24 protein-coding genes and 2 pseudogenes are annotated in these 23233 nt (G+C 35.2%); 7 read left to right on the top strand and 19 right to left on the bottom strand.

Annotated elements, in window-relative coordinates; genetic code table 11:
- Positions 1 to 122: 122 nt before the first annotated feature.
- The 7 genes and pseudogenes from JFU18_RS25140 to acnA all read right to left on the bottom strand — a co-directional run bounded on the left by JFU18_RS25140 (position 123) and on the right by acnA (position 6767).
- A complete protein-coding gene (locus tag JFU18_RS25140; protein ID WP_201031584.1) occupies positions 123 to 1070 on the bottom strand; it encodes a 3'-5' exonuclease in 948 nt (315 codons plus the stop codon).
- A gap of 115 nt (positions 1071 to 1185) precedes the next feature.
- A complete protein-coding gene (locus JFU18_RS25135) occupies positions 1186 to 1761 on the bottom strand; it encodes a TlpA family protein disulfide reductase (RefSeq protein WP_002190375.1) in 576 nt (191 codons plus the stop codon).
- Positions 1762 to 1925: 164 nt separating this feature from the next.
- Entirely contained in the window at positions 1926 to 2594 is a 669-nt protein-coding gene (locus tag JFU18_RS25130; RefSeq protein ID WP_201031585.1) for a transposase, read from the bottom strand.
- A gap of 179 nt (positions 2595 to 2773) precedes the next feature.
- A pseudogene (locus JFU18_RS25125) lies at positions 2774 to 3016 on the bottom strand (ABC transporter ATP-binding protein); the annotation flags it as partial.
- A gap of 123 nt (positions 3017 to 3139) precedes the next feature.
- On the bottom strand, positions 3140 to 3385 hold the full coding sequence (locus JFU18_RS29950; RefSeq protein WP_242486462.1) for a CPBP family intramembrane glutamic endopeptidase: 246 nt from the start codon (positions 3383 to 3385) through the stop codon (positions 3140 to 3142).
- A 134-nt stretch (positions 3386 to 3519) separates the two neighbouring features.
- A complete protein-coding gene (locus JFU18_RS29945) occupies positions 3520 to 3780 on the bottom strand; it encodes a hypothetical protein (RefSeq protein ID WP_242483495.1) in 261 nt (86 codons plus the stop codon).
- Between the two features lie 263 nt (positions 3781 to 4043).
- Positions 4044 to 6767 (bottom strand): aconitate hydratase AcnA, encoded by a 2724-nt coding sequence (gene acnA, locus JFU18_RS25115; protein WP_201034208.1) that lies wholly within the window; start codon positions 6765 to 6767, stop codon positions 4044 to 4046.
- Between the two features lie 289 nt (positions 6768 to 7056).
- Here acnA and sspO point away from each other — a divergent pair, with 289 nt between their 5' ends.
- Positions 7057 to 7206: a small acid-soluble spore protein O gene (gene sspO, locus JFU18_RS25110; RefSeq protein WP_002033549.1), complete on the top strand. Its 150-nt coding sequence runs from the start codon at positions 7057 to 7059 to the stop codon at positions 7204 to 7206.
- 37 nt (positions 7207 to 7243) lie between these two features.
- Here the strand turns inward: sspO and pdaB are convergent, their stop codons facing one another.
- Together pdaB and JFU18_RS25100 are read right to left on the bottom strand one after the other, a co-directional pair.
- Positions 7244 to 7969, bottom strand: coding sequence for a polysaccharide deacetylase family sporulation protein PdaB (pdaB, locus tag JFU18_RS25105; RefSeq protein WP_080683322.1), 726 nt, complete (start codon positions 7967 to 7969; stop codon positions 7244 to 7246).
- 46 nt (positions 7970 to 8015) lie between these two features.
- The gene (locus tag JFU18_RS25100; protein WP_002014282.1) at positions 8016 to 8279 is read right to left on the bottom strand and encodes a hypothetical protein; all 264 of its coding nucleotides are present in this window, start codon (positions 8277 to 8279) and stop codon (positions 8016 to 8018) included.
- A 121-nt stretch (positions 8280 to 8400) separates the two neighbouring features.
- Between JFU18_RS25100 and JFU18_RS25095 the strand changes: the two genes are divergently transcribed.
- Both JFU18_RS25095 and JFU18_RS25090 read left to right on the top strand, forming a co-directional pair.
- Positions 8401 to 8544 carry a small acid-soluble spore protein P gene (locus tag JFU18_RS25095; RefSeq protein WP_002014281.1) on the top strand — a complete coding sequence of 48 codons (144 nt, stop codon included), beginning with the start codon at positions 8401 to 8403 and terminating at the stop codon, positions 8542 to 8544.
- 125 nt (positions 8545 to 8669) lie between these two features.
- On the top strand, positions 8670 to 9056 hold the full coding sequence (locus JFU18_RS25090; protein ID WP_002033545.1) for an Hsp20/alpha crystallin family protein: 387 nt from the start codon (positions 8670 to 8672) through the stop codon (positions 9054 to 9056).
- A gap of 45 nt (positions 9057 to 9101) precedes the next feature.
- Here JFU18_RS25090 and JFU18_RS25085 read toward each other — a convergent pair whose 3' ends face one another.
- A complete protein-coding gene (locus JFU18_RS25085; RefSeq protein ID WP_061676016.1) occupies positions 9102 to 10340 on the bottom strand; it encodes an MDR family MFS transporter in 1239 nt (412 codons plus the stop codon).
- An 84-nt stretch (positions 10341 to 10424) separates the two neighbouring features.
- On the bottom strand, positions 10425 to 10817 hold the full coding sequence (locus JFU18_RS25080) for a hypothetical protein (protein WP_002137716.1): 393 nt from the start codon (positions 10815 to 10817) through the stop codon (positions 10425 to 10427).
- Between the two features lie 133 nt (positions 10818 to 10950).
- Between JFU18_RS25080 and JFU18_RS25075 the strand changes: the two genes are divergently transcribed.
- Entirely contained in the window at positions 10951 to 12153 is a 1203-nt protein-coding gene (locus JFU18_RS25075; RefSeq protein WP_201031586.1) for an alanyl-tRNA editing protein, read from the top strand.
- A 225-nt stretch (positions 12154 to 12378) separates the two neighbouring features.
- Here the strand turns inward: JFU18_RS25075 and JFU18_RS25070 are convergent.
- A pseudogene (locus JFU18_RS25070) lies at positions 12379 to 12733 on the bottom strand (NUDIX hydrolase).
- A gap of 104 nt (positions 12734 to 12837) precedes the next feature.
- On the opposite strand from JFU18_RS25070, the gene JFU18_RS25065 reads away from it, so the two are divergent.
- Positions 12838 to 13419, top strand: a complete 582-nt coding sequence (locus tag JFU18_RS25065; RefSeq protein WP_002033539.1) for a DUF6434 domain-containing protein — start codon at positions 12838 to 12840, stop codon at positions 13417 to 13419.
- Between the two features lie 7 nt (positions 13420 to 13426).
- Here the strand turns inward: JFU18_RS25065 and JFU18_RS25060 are convergent, their stop codons facing one another.
- The 6 genes from JFU18_RS25060 to JFU18_RS25035 form a co-directional block, all read right to left on the bottom strand.
- The gene (locus JFU18_RS25060; RefSeq protein ID WP_201034209.1) at positions 13427 to 14524 is read right to left on the bottom strand and encodes an acetyl-CoA C-acyltransferase; all 1098 of its coding nucleotides are present in this window, start codon (positions 14522 to 14524) and stop codon (positions 13427 to 13429) included.
- Positions 14517 to 15980: an acyl-CoA synthetase gene (locus tag JFU18_RS25055; protein ID WP_201034210.1), complete on the bottom strand. Its 1464-nt coding sequence runs from the start codon at positions 15978 to 15980 to the stop codon at positions 14517 to 14519. The genes JFU18_RS25060 and JFU18_RS25055 overlap by 8 nt, the downstream gene beginning before the upstream one ends.
- Positions 15981 to 16045: 65 nt before the next feature.
- The gene (locus JFU18_RS25050; protein WP_201031589.1) at positions 16046 to 16621 is read right to left on the bottom strand and encodes a biotin transporter BioY; all 576 of its coding nucleotides are present in this window, start codon (positions 16619 to 16621) and stop codon (positions 16046 to 16048) included.
- Between the two features lie 123 nt (positions 16622 to 16744).
- Entirely contained in the window at positions 16745 to 18358 is a 1614-nt protein-coding gene (locus JFU18_RS25045; RefSeq protein WP_002167835.1) for a long-chain fatty acid--CoA ligase, read from the bottom strand.
- 168 nt (positions 18359 to 18526) lie between these two features.
- Positions 18527 to 19315, bottom strand: a complete 789-nt coding sequence (locus JFU18_RS25040) for a helix-turn-helix domain-containing protein (RefSeq protein WP_201050366.1) — start codon at positions 19313 to 19315, stop codon at positions 18527 to 18529.
- Between the two features lie 459 nt (positions 19316 to 19774).
- A complete protein-coding gene (locus JFU18_RS25035) occupies positions 19775 to 19978 on the bottom strand; it encodes a hypothetical protein (RefSeq protein WP_012261408.1) in 204 nt (67 codons plus the stop codon).
- A gap of 152 nt (positions 19979 to 20130) precedes the next feature.
- On the opposite strand from JFU18_RS25035, the gene JFU18_RS25030 reads away from it, so the two are divergent.
- Together JFU18_RS25030 and JFU18_RS25025 are read left to right on the top strand one after the other, a co-directional pair.
- Entirely contained in the window at positions 20131 to 20943 is an 813-nt protein-coding gene (locus JFU18_RS25030) for a GNAT family N-acetyltransferase (RefSeq protein ID WP_201050364.1), read from the top strand.
- A gap of 171 nt (positions 20944 to 21114) precedes the next feature.
- Positions 21115 to 21318: a CsbD family protein gene (locus JFU18_RS25025; RefSeq protein WP_002033531.1), complete on the top strand. Its 204-nt coding sequence runs from the start codon at positions 21115 to 21117 to the stop codon at positions 21316 to 21318.
- A 287-nt stretch (positions 21319 to 21605) separates the two neighbouring features.
- Here JFU18_RS25025 and JFU18_RS25020 read toward each other — a convergent pair whose 3' ends face one another.
- Positions 21606 to 23075, bottom strand: coding sequence for a DUF4822 domain-containing protein (locus JFU18_RS25020; protein WP_201032262.1), 1470 nt, complete (start codon positions 23073 to 23075; stop codon positions 21606 to 21608).
- Positions 23076 to 23233 lie beyond the last annotated feature (158 nt).

The raw sequence follows: 23233 nt of genomic DNA, 5'->3' as shown, positions 1-23233 counted from the left end.
CCTTTCTTCTACGCTTTCTTATTACATAGTATGAGCAAATGAAAAACTCTTTAATCAGATTTGCAAGAAAATTTTATGTTTTGACAAAAAATCCCATGCACATATATTGCACATGGGATTTTTTACACCATCGTATTTAAATATTTTTTAATTTCTTCATCCGCATTTACTTTATTTGCTCTATATTCATCCAACGTTCGTAATACAGAATCGTATTCTGCTACAATGTAGCTCTCTAGCTTCAAAATGTCTTCTACACTGTCAATCATAATTCTCGTGTTGCCAATCTCACTTTTCAATGCTGCCTCGTATGTTAAGCTCGTACAAATTTCTCTTACATCGTCTTCCATTTTTTCTGTTAACACATATTTCTTTCGCCCTTTGACCTTTAACCTTATAATTGGGTAAAAAGCTTTTATATCTAAATAACTCCCAACATTCATACAACGAATCCACTCAATATCACGTTTATTTCGTACAAGCATTTCTTTTACCGCTTCAAATACCGCTGTTTCATCAAGTACTTCCTTATTCGCTTTTCTTTTTCCTTCTTCTTCAACGGCTGCACATTTTTGATAAACAGCCGCACACGTAATACAGTCGTCAAATGCATTATGAGAACTTAAGCGAATTCCAAGCATTCGTTTTAACGTTTCAAGTTTGTGATTAGGCGCATGCTTCATATATTTTTTCGCTAAAAACACAGTATCAATAACGTTATTTTTAGGCTCAGGTAGTCCAAGCATATTTACATTACTCTTTAAAAAACGCATATCAAAAGAAGCATTATGTGCCACGATAATATTTGTATCTAGAAATGCCAAAAACAAAGGCAATACTTCTGCAATTGTTGGTGCGTCTGAAACACGATAATTCGTAATACCTGTTAAACTCGTAATTCGGTCCGGAATTGAACGCTCCGGATTCACATAGGAAACAAATTGATCTACTAGTTCATGATTATGATATTTCACTGCTGCAACTTGAATAATTTTATCATTATAAGGGTTAAATCCTGTTGTTTCAAAATCAATTACAACATAATCTAACGGTAAGGATACATTCCCCACTCCAGACACTCCTTTATCTCTAAACATTTATATTTCTTTTATCATATCACGAAGCTTTCACTACTTGAAAAAGAAAAGGCAGAAATGATTATATTCCATCTCCACCTTTTCACCGTTATTTTAATTTAGCAATCCGTTTCTCCATCTCTTTTTGCGTCATCGGTCCAATAAACTTATCTTGAATAACGCCTTCTGTATCAATAAAATAAGAAGTTGGAATGGTAATTACTTTATACGCTGTTGTCACATCAATGTTCTTGTCCAATAAAATAGGAAAAGTAATTCCTTTTTCTTTAGCGAAGTTCCTTACCTTTTCTTCTCCCCCTCCTTTTTCTGAAGGAGTATAGTTTATAGCTAAAATTTCTACGTTTTCTTTATGTTCTTTATAAAAGGCCTCCATATCAGGCATTTCTTGCTGACAAGGCCCACACCACGTTGCCCAAAAGTTTAAAATAACTTTCTTTCCTTTTAAATCGGATAACTTTACATTCGTTCCATCTATCTTTGCTAATTCAAAATCTGGTGCGCTCTTTCCAATTTCAATACCGTTCCTTGCGAAAATCTCTTTCATAGCAGCTTCACTTTTGGCAGGCTTTTCTTGCATTACTTGATCCTCTTTACCAAACTGTTCATAAGCTGCATATCCCGCTAAACAAAGTAACACTACAATAATGGTAAGCTTCCGCCACATATTATATCACCCTTACGTGTTTATCTTTTTATTACATAATCACCAAAATGCTATATACCTTATTTTAGCTTATACGGACAAGCTTGGAAATATTCACAGTCGAAATAGTTAGAATATTTATAGTGCAGATGAAATATTTCCCTTTTTATCACATAATTAGTTCATCACCGAAAGTTGTGGGTGACAAAATCAACGCCCGTTTCCAAGCGAAGACGTAGGAAGAAATGACTATCATTTCTATAACCAAAACCACGTCTTTTGATTAGTTTAATTTCATTATTTGTGCCTTCCATAATGCCATTTGAAAGTGGTGAAAGAATCGTATCAAGTAATGCTTTTTCACGTGCAATCAAGGTTTTAACGATTTTTGAAACAACACCACATTGCACGATAAATCCTCTTTCTTCCTCGGTTAAATTACGCGGACGACGTGCAAGGCAACGATCGATAAAACGTACTTTGTGATGCTTTTTCGCTTCATTTAAATAACGTCTGCGTCTACGTAATGCTTCAGTGAAAAACTGGATTAAATGCAAGCGATCCAGTACGTGAACCGCTTTTTGAAAAACGGATTGAATTGCATTCGCCACGGCTGGTGCAAAATCACTAACCACCGCTTTGATGTTTCCTGTTACCTTCGATAAGACCGAGGCAATCGCCAAAATACGTCCAGTTTCTGCATTTAACACGCTTGTCGCATAAGAATGCCCTTTACGTATCGCAAACTCATCTACACAAATGTGTTGCGCCTCTTCTTCAACAAGTTGTTCGGGCGCATAGAAATAAAACCAGCGTTCTAATGTCGTATAAGGAACACCATATTCTCGTGCCACATCTGACAAGGTGCGCCAATGACAACGACACACAATTTCACGGCGAAATGAAGCCGTGGAAGAACGAATTAACCCAAGTCCATAATCATATGTAAATGTAAAGCCGCAGCACGTACAACGGTGGCGAGGAACGGTAAGTTCAATCCAGAGTTGTACCAATATGCCAAGCAAAGCCATGGCGCAAACAAAGCAATATATACATACGTACCTTTTAACTCCCGCTGAATAAGGTTATCTACAATTAGCCCCATAAATAGCGGACGGGATAAATTTAAAATGGCAGCTACTATTCCGCTACAAATCGCACTAATTAGCAATAGCTTTTCTTGCAACAGCGGCAACATTATTCTTCTATACTCATTCATTGTCATTCCCCCAATTTTGCATAATAAAAGGAAAGGGATGAAACCAAATGGTTTCATCCCTTTCCTCTTTGTTTACTCATGTTCTTTTAAAAACCTAAGTTCCAAAACATAAAATAAAAATCACTACTTTATCTAGGGATATTCTTCTGCCAACGACCTATTAAATGCCGATATGTATTACTATATAAGTTTCATTAAAATAGCAAGTGTATTTATTGTCATATGAACAACGATAGGAACAATTAATCTATTCGTTTTTACATATAAAAAAGCATACACCAATCCCGCTAAAGTATAAGGAATAACACTTGCTAACTCCATATGAAGTAATGCAAATACAAGAGACGTAATTAAGCAAGCAATGTAGACATTTGTTCGTTTACGTAACGTATCAAGAATGATTTTTTTTGTTAGAATCTCTTCCATTATAGGTCCCAAAATTGCAATATTCACTATTCTAAATGGGAAAGATATAACATTATTTTTTATCATTTCTGAGTGTTCTGAGTTAGGATCCATATTAAATACAACAATAGCTATTAATCCATAAATAGCTTGAACTAAAAAATAAATAAGAACACCATAGATACACCATAATACAGTTTTTTTGGCGGATAAGCATCAGAAGAACCTCTTTCAATATCTGGTTTCATTAATATTAAAATTACTATGAAAGCTAAAAAATAACCTAAGATTCTACCATAGGCATTGGCCGCTTCCGTTGTTAAATTAAATAAAGTTATAAAAATCGGTTCGAATAAATAAATGGACAAGTAAAACAGTATGTAAGTAATTATGACTCCCCAATATCTTTTTGGCATATTCCACCTCTTTTACAGTAACTAGCATTTTAATTTTTTTATCATCTGAATATTTCTTTCATTTAATTTTACCATTAACATAGGATATGCAACTTTAATTCTCCCTTAATTTTACAAAACACTTTAATCCATCCCACATTAACTGACAATAAGTTTTCCACTTAGAGGTCTTTAAATATGCCGATGTTTTTTCATACTAAAGAGGGATGAGAAAATCTCATCCCTCTTTAAAATATACATTCAACAAATATTGTTGAATCCTTTTAGTTTGACACTTTAGACTCTTCGATTTTCGAACGAAGAACCATTTGCAAGATACCACCGTGACGGTAGTAGTCAATTTCAACTTCACTATCGAAACGAGCTACTACTTCAAATTGCTTCTCTTTTCCTTCTGCATCGATTGCAACTACTTTTACAAGATCGCGTGGTCTAACCGTTTTGTCAATTTGAATTTCAAATGACTCGTCACCAACAAGACCTAATGTTTCAGCACTGTCGCCATCTTTAAATTGTAATGGTAATACGCCCATTAATACTAAGTTACTGCGGTGAATACGCTCGAAGCTTTCTGCGATTACTGCTTTAATACCTAATAAGTTTGTACCTTTCGCAGCCCAGTCACGAGAACTTCCCATACCGTAGTCTTTACCAGCAATAACTAGAAGGCCTGTGCCATCTTCTTTATACTTCATAGCAGCATCATAGATAGATGTTACTTCACCAGTTGGCCAATATGTTGTATATCCGCCTTCTGTTCCTGGTGCGATTTGGTTTTTAATACGGATGTTTGCAAATGTACCACGCATCATAATTTCATGGTTACCACGACGAGAACCGTAAGAGTTAAAGTCGACTGGTTGTACGCCGTTTTCTAGTAAATAACGTCCAGCTGGCGTGTGCTTACCAATTGAACCTGCTGGTGAAATGTGGTCTGTCGTTACAGAATCACCAAATTTACCAACTATGCGTAAACCTGATAACGTTTCAACTTCACCCGGCTCTTTAGATAATCCTTCGAAGAACGGTGGGTTTTGAATGTATGTTGAATCATTATCCCAAGTATATAAAGCTTCATTTGAAGTTTGGATTTCATTCCAGCGCTCATTGCTGTTAAATACTTGCGCATATTCTTTTTTGAACAATTCAGATGTAACAACACTTTGAACTACATCTTCAATTTCTTTAGCTGCTGGCCAAATATCATTAAAGTAAACAGCATTACCATTTACATCTTTACCGATTTCATCATTTTTCAGGTCAATATCAACAGTACCTGCAAGTGCATATGCCACAACAAGTGGTGGTGATGCTAAGTAGTTTGCTTTTACAAGTGGATGAATACGACCTTCAAAGTTACGGTTACCAGATAAAACAGATGTTACTAATAAATCATTTGCTGCGATTGCTTCTTCTAATTCCTCTGCTAATGGACCAGAGTTACCGATACAAGTCGTACAGCCGTAACCAACTGTTTGGAAACCTAATTGATCTAAATACGTTGTTAAACCAGACTTATCTAAGTACTCTGTAACAACTTTAGATCCTGGTGCTAACGATGTTTTTACGTAACCAGGTACTTTAAGTCCTTTTTCAATTGCTTTCTTCGCAACTAACCCTGCTCCAATTAACACGTACGGATTTGACGTATTTGTACAGCTTGTAATTGCAGCGATTGCAATTCCACCTGTTTTCATCGTTACTTCTTGATCTTTCAATGTAACTTTCACTTCTTTATCAAACTCTTGCTCATTGAATCCAAGTCCTTGTGTTCCAACTGGTGCTACAACAGCTTTATGGAACTCCTCTTTCATATTTGAAAGCGGGATTAAATCTTGCGGACGTTTCGGTCCAGAAAGGTTAGATTCGATTGTATTTAAATCAATTTCAACAAGATCAGTATAGATTGGATCTTTACTATCTGCTGTATAGAATAAACCGTTTGCTTTACAATATTCTTCAACAATGCGAATTTGCTCTTCATCTCTACCTGTTAAACGTAAGTATTCTAATGAAATATCGTCGATTGGGAAGAATCCACAAGTTGCACCGTATTCTGGTGCCATATTTGAAATTGTTGCACGGTCAGCTAAAGGCATGCTCTTTAGTCCACTACCGAAGAACTCAACAAATTTACCAACTACACCTTTTTGACGTAACACTTGTGTTACTTTTAATGCAACATCGGTTGCTGTTGTACCACTTGGAAGTGTACCAGTTAATTTCACACCGATTACTTCAGGTACTGGGAAATATGAAGGCTGTCCAAGCATTCCTGCTTCTGCTTCAATACCACCAACGCCCCATCCAAGAACACCAATACCATTAATCATTGTTGTATGTGAATCAGTTCCAACTAATGAATCTGGGTATGCAACTAAGTCACCTTCAGCATTTTTCACCGCATGAACAACCGGTGCTAAATATTCAAGATTTACTTGGTGTACAATACCTGTTGCTGGTGGAACTGCACGGTAGTTATCAAATGATTTCTGTGCCCAGCTTAAAAATTTATAACGTTCTTCATTACGTTTAAACTCTAAGTCCATGTTGAATGCAAGCGAGTCCGCTGTACCCGCTCTATCAACCTGTACAGAGTGGTCAATTACAAGGTCTACAGTAATTTCTGGATTAATTTTATCAGGATCTCCGCCCATATCTGCCATTGCTTTACGAAGCGAAGCCAAATCTACAACAGCTGGAACACCTGTGAAGTCTTGTAAGATTACGCGAGATGGTTTAAACGGAACATCGATATCTTGAACATCTTTCGTTCCCCATTTCGCTAAATTTGTAACATGTTCTTCTGTAATTACGCGTCCGTCTACTTGACGAAGTACAGATTCAAGTAAAACTTTCACGGAATATGGTAATTGAGATACGTTGCCAACCCCTGCGTTTTCAAGCGCTTTCAATTGATAATAATGATACGTCTTTCCATCTAGTTCAAAAGTTGCACGTGATTGAAATGGATTATGTTTGACCATTATGTTTCCCCCCTGTTAAACGTGACTAATTTGTCTGAATATAAAATGTAGACAAACTTTTCAATACCTTACGATAATATCTTATTACAACTTTCTAAATAAGTAAATAATAAGAAACTTATGGATTATCATAAGTTTTCTTTATCTTTCTAAATTTGAATAGTGTCCATGCTCTTTATTAATACTATTACTATAAAGTAAAGCACTCTTTCAGCGTTTTACTTTACGTTCATATATGCTATGAACGACTCATGGTTCGTCTATAAAAAACATTATAGAGGTGAGAAAAATGGGTAAAAGAAAAGCCAATCATATTATTTCAGGAATGAATGCTGCATCCGCCCAAGGGCAAGGAACTGGCTATAATGAAGAGTTCGCAAATGAACCTTTAACTCCGGCAGAGCGACAAAATAATAAAAAACGAAAAAAGAATCAGTAACGAAAAATCCCAAAAGGTATACCTTTTGGGATTTTCTCTAATGTTTATAACGTAACAAATCCGAAACTGTTACAAATCGATAACCCTGCTTTTTCAGCTCAGGTAAAATTTTTGCTAATGCCGCCACTGTTTGACTACGATCACTTCCTCCATCGTGCAACAGTACAATATCTCCACTTTTAGCATTTTTCACAACATGATTGACTATGGATTCTGTACCTGGATTCGCCCAATCACGAGGGTCTTGATGCCATGACCATAGAACAATTTGATACCCAGCTCTTTTTGCCGTAGTAAATACAGCATCATTAATATATCCACCTGGTGGACGGAACAATAAAGGTTCTTTCACCCATTTTTCAAAATATTGCTTTCCATTTAAAATATCATGTTCTAACTTTTCATCTGATGAATTACTCGCATACAAATGATTCATCGTATGATTTCCGATTTCATGCCCTTCTTTCAACACTTGCTTTACTAAGTACGGATTACGCTGAACTCGAAAGCCAATCATAAAAAAAGTCGCTTCCGCTTTATATTGACGTAATAACTCTAATACTTGCGGTGTATAAGTTGGGTCCGGTCCATCATCAAATGTAATTGCGATAATTTTTTCATTATTTGGCACTTCCCATGTTACATAGCCAGTTGGCTCTAGCTCTTTTCTTAACAACATTTTAGCTTCCACTTTGTCCACTTGAAATATATGTACTGCACAAATTAAAGAAAAAATTGATAGAATAATTTTTCGTTTCAGCATAGTAGCACTAAAAGTAATGAGGTTGTTGAATTCACAACAACCTTTTTCACTTTTCTATTTGATCTACATTTCGCATAATATTTTGGAGATTACTTTCATATTGCTCAAGTTGTGGACGCTGCGTTTCTGATGCTACTTCAAGTGCATTTTGAATCTGTTCGTACGCCTCTTGCACTTCTTGGCGTAACTCTTTTAAATCATGGCCGTAATTCGGGTCATTTTTCACAATATTATTGAATATATTTTCCGCTTGAACAACCCCTTGCTGCGCAGCCTGAAAAGCCTGTTGCTTATCTTTATGATATGGCATAACACTTTCCCCTTCCTATATGAGTTAGTCCTACTTATCTTTACCCGTTTCTCAAAAAACATTCTCGTATAAATTCGCAAACTTCTCTCATTCTAAATAGGGAGAGGAGGTGTAAAATACAATGGGTAAAAACAATAATCAATCTAATCGTCAAAACGAGAAAAAAGGGCAATCTTCTGGACAGCCCGAACCTTTAAGTGGATCTCACAAAGTTAAAAATCGTAATCATTCACGTCAAAAAAATCATGCACATCATGATATGTAAAGCAAAAGTATTCACACACACTGTATCTTTCACATAAAATGTTTATATTTTTCTATTTGTTCTTCACCTCCATTTCATTCATGCATAACATAGTATGAATTGAGATTTTACGGAGGGTGTCTTTCATGGGCAAGAAAAAGAAGGATTGTCTTTTTCATGTTGATGGTTTCGAAGAATGGATGGATCAATTTTGTTCTGATTCTTGTAGTAACTTTAGTTTTCCAAATCAAATTCATATTGACCTTTGTGAAACAGAGCAAGAATACATTTTGGAAACAGATGTACCAAATGCAACTGCACAAAATGTACTCATTAAAAAGATGGAGACAGGCCTAAACATTTGTATACTTTATAAAAACACTTCTTTACAGCGGATTGTTCCTTTACCTACTAATATCATTTATAACAAGATGCTAGCCTGTTTAGAGAATGGATATTTAGCCATTCATATTTCCAAAAACGAAGTTGCCAATAAGCATGAAGAGAAAGTCTTTTTTCGAATTAACGATTGATATAAATATAAGCCCGAGCAACATTTTAGTTTGCTCGGGCTCATGTTATTTCGCATGTATTTCTATTTTAGAATTTCTAATATATCTTTTTTTCATTAAACCTTTTGTCACTAAAAGAACTGGGAACGCTATGCTTGAAAATATAGCTAATGTTAAAAATACTATAAAGCCATTTTGATATCCATAATGATCGAGAAGTATCCCGCCAAACCAAGGACCAATTACTACTCCAATTCCTGAAAAGCCCATAGCTCCAAAATATGTCCCTTTCAAATGTGAAACAGCTATCTCATCAATAAATACATCTGTCATTGAAAACATTAATACTTCTCCGAATGTAAAAATAATTGTACATATAGCAGCCCCTAACATAGATTCTACTAGTCCAAATCCAAACAATCCCCCGCTCACAAATAACGTTCCAACCATAATAGATGCTAACGGCGTATACTTTTTACACATTTGAATAACAGGGTATTGAATAACTACTACTGTAACCGCATTTAAAGTTAGCATATATGAGAACAACTTTACTCCATCTTGAAATATATGTGCGTTTGCAAAATATTGAGATAGTGTCGTCGTTAAATGTGAAAAACCACTATTACTCAAAATGATTCCGACTAAAGCAACTAAAAATACTATGTCTTTTCGCAAAATCCGAACCGCACTTAACATTGTGACCGGATTTTCTGTAGTTACTTTCTTTTTATCGAGTGGATATTTCTTAAATTGAAACGCTAATATAACTGTATATAAAATGTACACTCCAGCGGCTACTAAAAAAGGAATCGTTGATTTTGCACTTCCAATCTGTAATCCAACAAGTGGACCCATCGCTACTCCAACATTTATTGCACCGTAACGCAAATTATATACGAGTAAACGATACTCTGGTTTCGTTAAATCTGATAATAAAGCTCTTGATGTCGGTTCAAAAAAAGAACGACATAATCCATTCAAAGCGTTTAATAGAAAGAAACTCAAAACATGATCTGCAACTGAAAATCCTATAAATACAAACACCCAAACAATCATGGACCATATTATAATCATCTTTCGACCAAATCGATCCGATAAATTGCCTCCAATAAAACTAGCAAACACTCCAACAAGCGCACTCGTTCCAATGATAGCACCGGTCATTCCAGCCGATACGTCTTTAACAGTCGTTAAATAAATCGCTAAAAAAGGAATGCTCATTGAAGTTGCAAACCTAGCAAATAATGTCCCTATAATGATACTCATTCCAAGTGGATGAATATTTTGTAACTTCCCCTTCATCTTTAAACCTACTCTCCCTTTTCTTACATAAAAAAAGAAAGCAAAGGATCTGCTTTCTTTTTCCTTTTTCTACACTTGAGATGTTTATACCCGAGCTGTTCTCGTTATTTCCATATCAATTCCGTATGTAAACTGTAGTTCTTTACAAACATCTTTAATTAAAATAGCTACATTATACTTTTCATTAAATTCTAAAACAATGCTTTCTACTTCTTCATATGTATACTTATATTCGCCAGTAATTACACTTTTTAAATCAAAGCATTCATTAATACAAAGCTGGACGAGTAATTGTTCATACTTCTCTATGACATCTTCTTTTTTCCAAAGTAACTCCTTTACATATAACCGATCAAATTTCACACTTTCTCGATTACAATCCGTTAAAATCCGGGTCATCTCATTTAATTCTCGATATAATTCGGAAATATTTCTGCTTAAACTAAGCAACTTATCTACGCCGTTTTCATATGGCATTTTCATTCCCCCCCGCATTTTCTTCTTATTATAGCAAGAAAATTCTAAAAAAAGTTTCTTTCTTCTGAAATATTAGGAAACTAATTTCAATTGCTTTACAATGAAACTAGCTAACACGAAAGGGGAAAGAAAATTGGAGAAAAAATTATATTACATCGACGCTTATAAGAAAGACTTTACTACTAAAGTTATAAAACAAGAGCATGATACAGAAGGAAACTTATATGTTGTCTTAAATGAAACTGCATTTTATCCAACAGGCGGCGGACAACCACATGACACTGGAACTTTAAATGGTATTCCGGTAATTAACGTTGAAGAAGTAAATGGAGAAATTCGTCATTTCATAATAGAACAATTACATACAGAAGAAGTAGAAGGTAAAATAGATTGGGAGCGCCGTTTTGACCATATGCAACAACATACAGCTCAGCACATTTTATCCGCTGCTTTTTGGGATCACTTTAACATACCGACAATCGGGTTCCATCTTGGAAAAGAAACTATAACCATTGATTTAGAAACTGCCAATCTTTCTACAGAAACTGTTGAGAAGGCCGCACAAATTGCTAATCAAATTGTTTTTGAAAACCACCCTATTCGTATTAAATGGATGAACTTAGAAGAGGCCAAAGCATTACCCCTTCGCAAAGAACCAACTATGACAGAAAATATACGGGTTGTTATCATCGAAAACTATGACTACAACGGTTGTGGTGGAACACACCCGAAACATACAGGTGAAGTAGGCCCTATTCAAGTACTAGGATGGGAGCGCAATAAAGGTGGTATACGCTTAACATTTATCGCTGGTTGGCGCTCTCTTAAATTAATGGGACAACATCAACAAATTATGAAAGATGTTTCTAAACAATTGAACAGTAGCGACACTGATATTCCAGCAAAAGTAGCACAACTTCTTACCTCTCAAAAAGAAAACGAAAAGGCAGTACAAGCAATGAATGAAAAACTATTATTTGTAGAAGCAAATGAACTATTACAACAACCTGCAGAAATATATGCTGGAACACTTATCTCTCGAGCATTTACAAATCGCTCTATGCAAGAAGTCGCAAAACTAGCTGCTATTATTACGGAACAACAAGAACACGCAATTACATATTTCGTTATTGAAAATGAGGAGAAATTACAATGTATTCTCGCTTGTGGTAAAGCAGTGACACTCGATATGAATACACTTTTAAAAGATTCCCTTCCTACAATTGAAGGCAAAGGCGGAGGCAATAAAAAGAGTGCTCGTGGTGGTGGGAAAGCAATTATGAGTGGGAACGAATTTTTAAATCAACTTGTTTCTTCTTTACAGTCAGAAGTGTAGATTATTTTATAAAGTGGATGTCATTGAACTGTGTGACATCCACTTCTCTTTTCTGCTTCGTGCACAGTAGTACAGTAGTACAGTAGTACAGTAGTACAGTAGTACAGTAAATGAAATTATATGAACGATTCTATAAAAAATATCGATTTCCCAACAAAATACGACAATAAACACAACTTATAGAGTAAGAGGAGGCTGTTCTAAAATAACAGCCTCCTCTTATGTTTACAAACCAATATTTTGTTTTAACCCTTGATAACTTCCTGCGTTCAAGAACTTTTCAGATGCAAGTTTAATGAACTTCTCAGAAAAACCATATCTACTCAATTCTTTACGTAATATGTAATAAAGATGGACTAGCATCTGGTTTATCACAAACATAGAGTAGTCTCTTAATTTTAACTTCTAATCCGGTTTCTTCTCTCATTTCTCGAATCATCGCTGCTTCTAACGTTTCACCATTCTCTACCCTTCCCCCAGGTAAAGACCAATTGCGATTAGCAACTTTTTGCTTTACTAGCAATACTTTTTCATCTTCAATTAAAATTCCCGTAACACGAACTTGCATTACACTTTCCATATGTAATCTCCTCTTCCCGTTATATTTACAAATTAATCCTTCCACAAAAAGAACATATGTTTTATAATTAAAGAAAATTATGGAAGAAAGAAGTTGTTACATCTATGCGTCCACCTTTAACAAAGTCTATATCACTTGAAGATTTCCAAAACTTTTATTGGTTAAAAGCAGAACTCCAAACATTTTGTCGTGAGCATGGTTTGTCAGCTAGTGGCTCTAAGATTGAAATAACCGAGCGTATCTCACATTATTTACATACTGGTAAAATATTAAAAAACAGCTCTAGTCAAAAGGTGAGTAAAGCTTCCCTCTCTTATAAAGAACTTTCTCTTCAAACGATTATTACTAACAATCACCGCTGTAGCGAAGATGTTCGTTCTTTTTTCAAAGAAAAAATCGGAGCAAACTTCCGCTTTACAGTAGCTCTTCAAAAATTTTTTAAAGAGAATGTTGGAAAAACATATGAAGACGCGATAACGTTTTGGTATGAAGAAAACGAACGAAAAAAAGATCCTACATACAAAACAACTATCAGCGCGCAGTTTGAATACAATCGTTTCACTCGCGACTTTTTCGAAGATCCAAATAACAAAGGGAAATCAAAAGCTGATGCTATCGCTGCTTGGAATGAAATAAAAGCAAAACCTGGTAGTAATGCTTATATTCCTCAAAAAGTAGAAAACTAGTCCCTTTCTAGTTTTCTACTTTCTCAAATAATAGCGCAAGCCCTATTCCACCACCAATTCCTAACGTCGTAATTCCATATTTCATATGCTCTCTTTGTGCTTGATAAAACAAACGTGTCACAAGCATAGCTCCAGATGCACCGTACGGATGACCGAGCGCAATTGCTCCACCATTTACATTTAATTTTCCAAAAGGAATTTGTAACTCCTTTGCACAAGCAACAATTTTTGAAGCAAATGCTTCATTTATTTCAAAATAATCGATGTCCTCTACTTTCATATTCATTTCGTTTAATAATTTGTTCACCGCAAATATCGGACCAGTCCCTGGAAGATTGGGATCCACGCCAACTACAGCACTACGAACGAAACGAAGTACAGGCTTGTATCCTAATTTTCGGGCTTGCCCCTCTTCCATTACAAGAACAGCACATGCTCCATCATTTACACCGCACGAATTACCTGCCGTTACTGTACCATTTTTCAAAAATGCGGGCTTTGTTCTTTTAATCATTCTTTCATAATTCATTTCTCGTTTTATAGATTCATCTAATAATCCATTAAAATAATGAGGTAATATCTCTTCTTGTATATATCCTTTTTCTAATGCTTGCAGCGTTCTTTTATAGCTAAGACAAGCATATTCATCTTGCATCTCTTTTGTTATGTTATATTGCTCTGCAACATACTCAGCCGCCAATCCCATATCTGGATCCCCAATTGTTTCAGGTGAAAACCGCGCTCTATTTTGAAAAGGTGACGTACTTGTACTCTCTACGCCCCCAGCAATATAACAATTACCTGCATCCCCTTGAATAAAATGACACGCAGTACGAATTGCTTCCAATCCAGCTCCGCATTGCCGGTCAATCGTTACACCAGGTATATGATAACCAAGCCCAGCTTCTAAAGCAGATAATCTTGCAACATTACCTCCCGGTCCAACAACATTCCCTAATATAACATCGTCTATTTCTCTCTCAATTCCTTTACTTAAAAACGTAAGAAGCGGCGTTACTAATTGCTGAACTTCATAATCTTTCAACATCCCATTCTTCTTACCAATAGGTGTCCTTTTCGCTTCTACAATAACCGCTCTATTCATATATTCCCTCCAGGTTTTCAATCATATTTTTTGCTGCAATACGAGCGATTTTCCCGCTATTTGTATACGGTATTTCATCTACAAAATGCCATTCTTTCGGTATTTTAAACGAGGATAATCGTTGTAAGCAAAAACTTTTTAATTGTTGCTTCGTAGCACTTCCTTTTACGATGGCGACAGGTTTTTCACCCCAATAACTATCTTTCACACCAACTACAACTATTTCATCAACAGCTGTATGTTCATGTAATACACTTTCTATTTCTTCTGGGAAAATATTAATTCCTCCAAATAAAATCATATTCTTCTCTCTACCCACTATATATATAAAGCCTTCTTCATCTTGGTAGCCCACATCCTGCACTGTCATCCAGCCACCTTCGGACAATTGCGGGATTATAGCTCCATCCGATACATAGCCCATAAAAAATTGATCACTTTTCACATACACAGTTCCTATCTCACCTGTCTGTACTTCTTCTCCTGCTTCATTACATATTCGAACTTGTACATTATGACAAGGTTTCCCTACTGAATTCGGTTTTCTTTCACTCTCTTCATCAACCAATGCCGTTACAAAGCTTAGCTCAGACGCACCATAAAACTCATATCTTTTTGCATAAGGAAACACATTCTTCATCTTCTCTTTTGCTTCAGCTTCCCATTTGGCTCCTGACGAAATAATTTTCATTTCACTTTCAATTACTTTATTTTCTTTATACAAAGACTCAAGCATTGTAGGAACTGTATACATTACAGAAATATTCTCTATCCTTATACTAGATAGCACTTGAACTGGTACAAACTTTCTCATTATGTGTACCGTTTGCCCTAAAAACAATGCACTTACTGCCCCGTATAAGAAAAGAGAATGAACGAGCGTCCCAGCTATTAAAATAGAATTTTCCTTTTTCATATGAAAGTCATGTACATTACAATCAAAACTATGTACCCACGACTGTTGAGCACGTAAAAACGCTTTTGCTTTTCCAGTCGATCCTGATGTGAATCCCATATAAAAAGGAGCGTTTTGTACACTTTCTACAGGATTATATGTAGGAAGATAGTTCTCTATCATTCTTTTCCACTCATCAATTTCAATTACTCTTCCTTCTTCATCCGGTAGATCATTTACCTTATATCGCTCTGTCACAATCACATCCGGATTACTAATTGCAATTCTTTCTTTGAGCTCATCCTCTTTCCACTTTATATCTAACGGCACACAAACCCATCCAGCCATCGCGGAACCCGCAAATAGTTGTAAAAACTCCATACTATTTTCTAATACAATTGCTATCGTTTTATTCTGCGATTCTTTTTCATTCAACCAGTTTTCTACTTTACATACTGACTCAAACCAACCTTTATATGTTAATACTCTATCATTTTCTTTAATCGCTATTTTATTTGGTTGTAAAGAGGCATACTTTTTATATTCTTTTGTAATCCCCATATGAGACGTCCTTTCTTTACAAAATAATAAAAAGAAACACGCAAGTAACGTGTTTCTCCTTTTTCTTACCCTGCATTTGTAATTTTTTTATTCTTCAAAGCAGGCGTAATAATATGTTTCAATGAACGATGTAATTTCGTTACAAGAAATGCTGCTATAATCGCCTTTATGCAATCACCTGGTAAAAATACAACACTTACTTTCATCGTCTGCCATATAGAAACATCCATAAAGAAAGCTTGTACAATAATACCAAATACATAAACTACGAAAATACCACCAATTATATTAATACATAATACCTTTATAATAGAAACTTCACGTAAACGCTCAATTAAATAACCAATGACAAACGCTCCAACGATATAACCAAGTAAATATCCTGCACTCGGTCCAACAAATACGCCTGGACCACCGCGTCCACCAGCAAGTAATGGTGCTCCAACTCCAACTATTAGTAAGAAAATAAGCTGACTTAATGCGCCAAGGCGTGAGCCTAACAACCCGCCAGCAAGCATAACACCAAGTGATTGTAATGTAATCGGAACTGGTGTAATAGCAAGAGCAATTGGAGGTATTAACCCTAACACTCCCATAATAGAACTAAATAAAGCGACGAAAACTAAGTTTTTTGTATTCATATTTGCTTCTCCTATTTGTAAACTTAAAATGATTTTTAGGTAACATATTATAGGAGTTATATTATCTTTTCACTAGCTTTTTGTCAACTTATTTTTAACATTGGTTTACAAATATAAATTCAATTATTTCTCTTTATGCAAATGCTCAAGTTCTTTTCGAAGTGCCTGTTTTAAAAACTTCCCAACAGATGTTTTCGGTATTTCTTCCATAAATACAATATCATCTGGTAACCACCACTTCGCAAACTGCGGTTTTAAAAACTCATATATTTCTTCTTTTGTAACCGTACTATTTTTCTTTTGAACAACGCAGGCAACTGGGCGTTCTTGCCACTGCGGATGAGGAATTGCAACGACAGCCGCTTCAAATATAGCATCATGTGCCATTAAAGCATTTTCAAGATCCACTGAAGAAATCCATTCTCCCCCGCTTTTAATAACATCTTTCGTACGATCAACAATTTTCACGCAGCCTTCCTCATCAACTGTAACAACATCACCAGTATATAACCAACCGTCTCGGAATCCTTCGACAGTACGATCATCGTTATAATAGCTTTCAGCGATCCAAGGTGCTCGTAAACATAACTCTCCCATCTCAGTACCATCCCACTTCACTTCACCATTTGTACCGACTACTTTCATCTCTACACCAGGGACAAGATATCCTTGTTTTGAGCGGATTTCTAATTGCTCTTCATATGATAATTCTGTTTCATAACTTTTTAAACGTGCAAGTGTTACGAGTGGGCTTGTTTCAGTCATACCATATGCATGTACGAAAGGAACATTATATTTTTGCTCAAATGCTTTAATAACGCTTTTCGGTGCAGCTGCACCACCGCATAATATTCTCGTTATACTAGATAAATCGTAACTATTATTTTCTAACTCTTGTAATACACCGAGCCAAATTGTCGGCACACCTGCTGCTATCGTTACTTTTTCAGCTTGAATCATCTCTAATAAAATTTTTGGAGTAAACATTGGTCCTGGCAGAACTTGTTTAGTTCCAAACCAAGTAGCTGCAAAAGGAAGCCCCCAAGCGTTCACATGGAACATCGGTACAATTGCCATCGCCGCATCACTTTCCGATAAAGCAGCTGTATCCGCTAAACCGAGTGCCATACAATGCAATACAGTACTACGATGCGTATATACAACACCTTTTGGGTTTCCTGTAGTCGCTGACGTATAACACATACCAGCAGGTGTATTTTCATCAATATCTTTTACAAATTGGAAAGTTGGATCGCCTTCTTCTAATAGCTTTTCATAATGATATACAGGTTCTAGCGTAGTATTGGGAAGTTCATCTTTATCAGTCATAATAATGTAGGCTTGTACAGTTGATAATTGTGATTGAATATTTTCAACAAGTGGTACGAGATCTTCATCTATAAGTAGAATTCGATCTTCTGCGTGCTGAATAATGTATGAAATATGTTGAGGAGATAAACGAATATTAATTGTGTGTAAAACGGAAGCAATACCAGGAATAGCAAAATACGCCTCCACATGTCGATGATGATTCCACGCTAACGTTCCTATACGCTCGCCTTCTTTAATTCCTAATTTTTTTAGCGCACTTGAAAGTCTTCTCGTCCTTTCACCTAACTGCTTATACGTTAACGTCGTAACTGTATCATGTGTCCGTGAAACAATTTCTTTCTTCGAAAACAGTTTCTCTGCTCTTTCCATCATAGAACTAATTGTTAGCGGTACATTCATCATCATATTGTTTATAGCCTCCCTTTAAAGCGTTTTCATTTCTGTATATTATAACAGACTCCTACAAATAATTACGATATTTTTCTGTATTTTCTGAATTATTTCTTTGGAAATAATTCAGAACGATAAAAAACATGTTTTGAATACATTGATTCGAAACATGTTTTTTATTTTTTATAAACTATCTACCTTTTTTCTTACTTTCTTTTTCATTTTAAAAATAAAACGATTACTGTATTCCTTATTTTCTACTAAAATTCGATACATCTCCCACACTCCTACAACACGAACAAAAAGATAGACTCCAATAGCAATAAGTACAACACAGTACGGATAATACTGCACTAATTCTCCTGAAGTGATATGCTTTTTCTCAAATAAAAATGGTATGGCTCCTGCTGCTATAAAACAAAATCCAACGATCATTACTGCAGCATACTTCTTCTTAATTACTTCATATCTTTTTGTCAATTCTTTTAGAAAGTTTTGATCAAATAGTAATTCTTCTTTTTTTAATACATTGTATCGACTCTCTTCTATCGTTACAGGTACCATCATCGCTCCAATTCCAAGGACAGCAATGATAATGACAAGGAATGTAGACATTGTTGCATTTTCTTTAAATAATAAATACGGTATTGTAGATAAAATAAGCAAGCTAAATCCTAATGCGATATATTTAGAAATTTTTTGCCCATACACTATATACCCTTCCGCCATTTCCTTACTTACATAATAACCATTTTCCTTTTCATTACTTTGCTCAGCAGTTTCTTTTAATAAGTAATCAAGAGATACTTCAAATACATTTCCAATCATTATTAGTTTTTCGGTTTCAGGAAAACCTTGACCATTTTCCCATTTACTAACCGCTTGTCTTGTTGTGTTTAATTTCTCAGCTAACGCTTCTTGAGAAAGGCCTTTTTCTTTTCTTAATTTAAAAAGTTTCTCACCAAATCCCATATGTGTGTCCCCCTTTGTTTTCTTAACTAAATTATACGTAAAACATTGCTCCTATCTCTATCTTCCTACGGTTGCACTTTGTCAACTTACGGTTGCGATTGTGTTATATAGCGGTTTTGTATACGATTTAGCTGTTTTTCTTCTATAATTATGGCGTTAATAAAATAATTACTCTCAATGACCAATTATAACAATTAAAGGGAATTATTGTTATAAAAAAACCAAAAAAACTCCTTTATTCATTTAAAGGAGTTTTCGTTATGAACCATTCTAAGATGACTACTTTTTCTTCTATATATTTTTCTGTTTCATGTAATGAATGATGAGCGTCTCATACAGTATATGTTTTTATCTCTTTTTTTAAGGCGTACTCATATATATGTAAAATGTCACTTATATTAAATTAACTTAATGTAAGATCTTTCGTATACGACGTTTTATATTACCACTTCTTAACAATCATAAAGGCTTCTGCTTAAACTTTTCATAATTCCGTACCTTTAATGAAAGGATATTCCCGCAATCTGTACAAATATAAGCATCCACTGGTGAAGATGTGAACATCGTTTCCTTTTTCCGTATTTGTGCATAACCGATAAACTCACCTTCTCCTATGTTTTGAGAACCGCAATGAGAGCATGTCTGCACGTCTTTCTGTTTCATGAGAGCACCACCTTTAATCTGTTTCCACTCCCTTCGACAGTTCGCTTCCATTTCCCTTCCAAAAAACCTCTTATTCTCTTACATTTCAACAGGAATCTCAGAAGAAAAATCGTATATGTACTATGAACTATATTAATTGACGGAGGAATCGTATGAGTACAATTATGACAGTCAATACAGCACAAGAAATTGAAAACGCAGAAATACAGATGCTTTCTTCTAGATTAGAGGCACTACAAACAATAAGCGGCAACCCAATGCAAGTACAAACGAAAAAGTTCGGGAGTGCCACTGCCTTTTCATCAAAAATAATTGCTGGTCCTGCTTTTAACACAGTAAAAGGCGTTACCTTTACAAATACAGATGAGATAGATGAAATCATCGCTTATTATCAATCACTACAAATCCCTTGCCGTTTTGAAATTACACCAGCGCAAGGTGCAACTGAATTATTTCAATACTTATCTCAAAAAGATTTTTATCAATCTAACTTCCATACCGCTTTATATAGTTTACCAAGAGAAGACTCATCGCTGCTGCCTTCTAACATTTCAGTACGCCAACTAAAAGAAAATGAATTTGATATTTTTGCAGACATATATGTACGTGGATTTAACATGCCATCCTTTACAAAATATGGTGTGCACCAAAATAACGAAATTCTCTACAATAAATCCGGCTGGCATTTTTTCATAGCCGAAGTTCAAAACACACCTGCTAGTATAGGGGTACTTTATATAAATAAAGGTGTTGCTTCATTAGCTGCTTCTGCTACTTTGCCAGAATTTCAACGTAAAGGTTGTCATACCGCATTAATTCAAAAACGAATCGAGACCGCTGTTGCATCCAATTGGAATTTAATAGTTGGACAAGCAAGATTCGGTAGCGGCAGTCAAAATAATATGGAACGTGCCCATATGAAAATTGCTTATACAAAATCAATATGGACTGCGAAAGACATATAATTAACTTTCTTTTTCTTTCCATTACGAATGTATACATTTTATGACAATTACCTTTCTATCCTGTTACTCATTTGAATATTCAAACTAAATTTGTTACGCTATTACTAGATACATCATTCAACTTGCAATATGAAAAGAGAATTCTACTCAAACTACAAGGAGGAGAAATGTATGACTAAACATGATCATGGTTTAAAAGAAAAAGTAGAAGGTGCCATTGATAAGGTAAAGGGTGAAGTAAAGGAAGTTGTCGGGAAAGTAACTGACAATAAAAAATTACAAGCCGAGGGAAAATGGGATAAGGTGAAAGGCACTGCTAAAGATACTGTCGGTAATGTAAAAGAGAAAATACATGAATATAAAGAGAACAAATAAAAAAGAGCCACGATGTATGGTCGTGCAAGTAGTAAGTTACTAGATCTGAGAAGATTGTCAGCTACTCAAAAATGAAAATACAACCGAGAAAGTAAGAGAGTTTGTATTTTACATTTACCCATAAGATCATTTTAAAATGACAAATAGATGCCTCAAGGCATCTATTTGTCTATAAAGAACTATTTTACTTCTATTGTATAATTACCTAATCCTAATCACTCAGGTTTTTCCTTACTAACATTTTCTAACATAATGCCTTTGCTAGAGTATAAGATTACTTTTACATCTTACTTTGTGAAATTTGGTTTTAGGTCACCTGTATACGGTTCATGCTCAACAAAGATTTTTATATCTTTTCCATTCGCATCTTTCCCTATTCTTGTATACGTAAATTTATCTTTATTTAACTCTGTAAGTTCAAGGACCGCACCATATTTATTATTTCCTAACGAAACGTGAGCTCTTATTTTATTGTCATGTACAACATCGAAGAAACCATAATCCCCACGACTTATCCCTGTATTCATATTGAAAAACTCATATTTATTTGTATTTTTATCATATTTTGCTAGACTGATTAAGTTAGAGTTGTAGTTTGTTACATTATTACCCTGTTCATCTAATACCACTGTTCCGTTCCATAGAGTACTAGATAAGATTTCATCTCCATCAACGTCTGTAACTATTTTCCCCGTCGAGCTTTCTAAATTTTTATCAGGTCGGGTAAAAGAAAGCTCTTTTTCTTGATAAGGAACATGCTCAACAAATACTTCTACATCGTTCCCTTTTGCATCTTTCCCCATTCTTTTATATGTAAATTTCTCCTTGTCTAATTGCGTTAATTCAACAACTGCTTGATAATTTTGCGTTTCAGAAATTAACACTCTTTTCTTTCCATCGTTGGTTATAAAAAAGGTACCGCTATCATTACGACTCTCTCCTGTATTTGCATTAAAAAATTCATACCTTGCAGTTTTAGCATCATATTTTGCAAGCCCGATGAAATTTTGATTTTCTTTCGTTAAATCATTATGATCTTTGTCATAGACTTTTGTCCCTTTCCAGTTTGTTTCACCAAGTATACTAGCTAGTAGCTGCCCTTTCGTTTGTTGAGTTTCTTGTATTGCATTGTATAAAAATTGTGCATACTGTTCACGCGTCACATCCATACTTGGAGCGAATTCCCCTCCTCCTACTCCTTTTGCAATATTATTTGTTTGAACAGCACTAATTGCATTTCTTGCCCATGAGTTCGTTGAAACGTCATTAAAAGTATGATCACTCTTTGCCTTTAAATGAAAAGCATTTGTAAGAACCTGTGCCATTTCTGCACGTGTTAAGGATGCCTTCGGTCTAAAGTTCCCATACTCATCACCCTTAAAAACACCCATTTCTGTTAAAGACAAGATTTCCTTTATATAGCTTGTCGAATCTTCGCTTACGTCCCCATATAGGTTCTGATAATTTTTGTTTTCTGCCATATTAAAATAACGATACATTAAAGCTGCAACTTGTTCGCGTGTTACGTTATCTCCAAAACCAAATCTTCCATCATCATAGCCGAAAATAATTTTCTCACCTGTTAATTGATGAATCGCCTCATATGACCAGTGCCCCTTTGGAACATCTTTGAATACAACAGTATGATTCGTTTGTGGTGTAACCTCCTCTGCTTTCACCTCTCCATTTTTTTCACTTAATAGGCTTCCACCTAAAACTGCTGATATGATACATGTTTTTAAAATTGTTTTATTCATAGCTTCCCAATCCCTTCCTTCATTTAACAAAGAATTACACCCCCTTATCTTCCAAAAGAAGATTCTATGTGAGCAATTCATGTTTTAAATTTTGATTACAGCTAATTGGTTACACCTCCAAAGTTCTTTTTCGTAGTATCCATAGCTGTTATATATAG

It is taken from the genome of Bacillus sp. TH22, assembly GCF_016651015.1.
GTDB lineage: Bacteria > Bacillota > Bacilli > Bacillales > Bacillaceae_G > Bacillus_A > Bacillus_A mycoides.
The sequence above is the reverse complement of the archived record's forward strand: the minus strand, read 5'-3'. Positions and strand labels throughout refer to the sequence as shown.

Coding starts and splice junctions, on each gene's coding strand:
- JFU18_RS25035 (WP_012261408.1), bottom strand. CDS start 19,978: ATGAAACAGAAAGACGTGCAGACATGCTCTCATTGCGGTTCTCAAAAC.
- JFU18_RS25100 (WP_002014282.1), bottom strand. CDS start 8,279: ATGCCATATCATAAAGATAAGCAACAGGCTTTTCAGGCTGCGCAGCAA.
- JFU18_RS25095 (WP_002014281.1), top strand. CDS start 8,401: ATGGGTAAAAACAATAATCAATCTAATCGTCAAAACGAGAAAAAAGGG.
- JFU18_RS25025 (WP_002033531.1), top strand. CDS start 21,115: ATGACTAAACATGATCATGGTTTAAAAGAAAAAGTAGAAGGTGCCATT.
- JFU18_RS25055 (WP_201034210.1), bottom strand. CDS start 15,980: ATGGGGATTACAAAAGAATATAAAAAGTATGCCTCTTTACAACCAAAT.
- pdaB (WP_080683322.1), bottom strand. CDS start 7,969: ATGCTGAAACGAAAAATTATTCTATCAATTTTTTCTTTAATTTGTGCA.
- JFU18_RS25085 (WP_061676016.1), bottom strand. CDS start 10,340: ATGAAGGGGAAGTTACAAAATATTCATCCACTTGGAATGAGTATCATT.
- JFU18_RS29950 (WP_242486462.1), bottom strand. CDS start 3,385: ATGGAAGAGATTCTAACAAAAAAAATCATTCTTGATACGTTACGTAAA.
- JFU18_RS25080 (WP_002137716.1), bottom strand. CDS start 10,817: ATGCCATATGAAAACGGCGTAGATAAGTTGCTTAGTTTAAGCAGAAAT.
- JFU18_RS25090 (WP_002033545.1), top strand. CDS start 8,670: ATGGGCAAGAAAAAGAAGGATTGTCTTTTTCATGTTGATGGTTTCGAA.
- JFU18_RS25135 (WP_002190375.1), bottom strand. CDS start 1,761: ATGTGGCGGAAGCTTACCATTATTGTAGTGTTACTTTGTTTAGCGGGA.
- JFU18_RS25065 (WP_002033539.1), top strand. CDS start 12,838: ATGCGTCCACCTTTAACAAAGTCTATATCACTTGAAGATTTCCAAAAC.
- JFU18_RS25030 (WP_201050364.1), top strand. CDS start 20,131: ATGAGTACAATTATGACAGTCAATACAGCACAAGAAATTGAAAACGCA.
- JFU18_RS29945 (WP_242483495.1), bottom strand. CDS start 3,780: ATGCCAAAAAGATATTGGGGAGTCATAATTACTTACATACTGTTTTAC.
- JFU18_RS25050 (WP_201031589.1), bottom strand. CDS start 16,621: ATGAATACAAAAAACTTAGTTTTCGTCGCTTTATTTAGTTCTATTATG.
- acnA (WP_201034208.1), bottom strand. CDS start 6,767: ATGGTCAAACATAATCCATTTCAATCACGTGCAACTTTTGAACTAGAT.
- JFU18_RS25020 (WP_201032262.1), bottom strand. CDS start 23,075: ATGAATAAAACAATTTTAAAAACATGTATCATATCAGCAGTTTTAGGT.
- sspO (WP_002033549.1), top strand. CDS start 7,057: ATGGGTAAAAGAAAAGCCAATCATATTATTTCAGGAATGAATGCTGCA.
- JFU18_RS25040 (WP_201050366.1), bottom strand. CDS start 19,315: ATGGGATTTGGTGAGAAACTTTTTAAATTAAGAAAAGAAAAAGGCCTT.
- JFU18_RS25060 (WP_201034209.1), bottom strand. CDS start 14,524: ATGAATAGAGCGGTTATTGTAGAAGCGAAAAGGACACCTATTGGTAAG.
- JFU18_RS25045 (WP_002167835.1), bottom strand. CDS start 18,358: ATGATGATGAATGTACCGCTAACAATTAGTTCTATGATGGAAAGAGCA.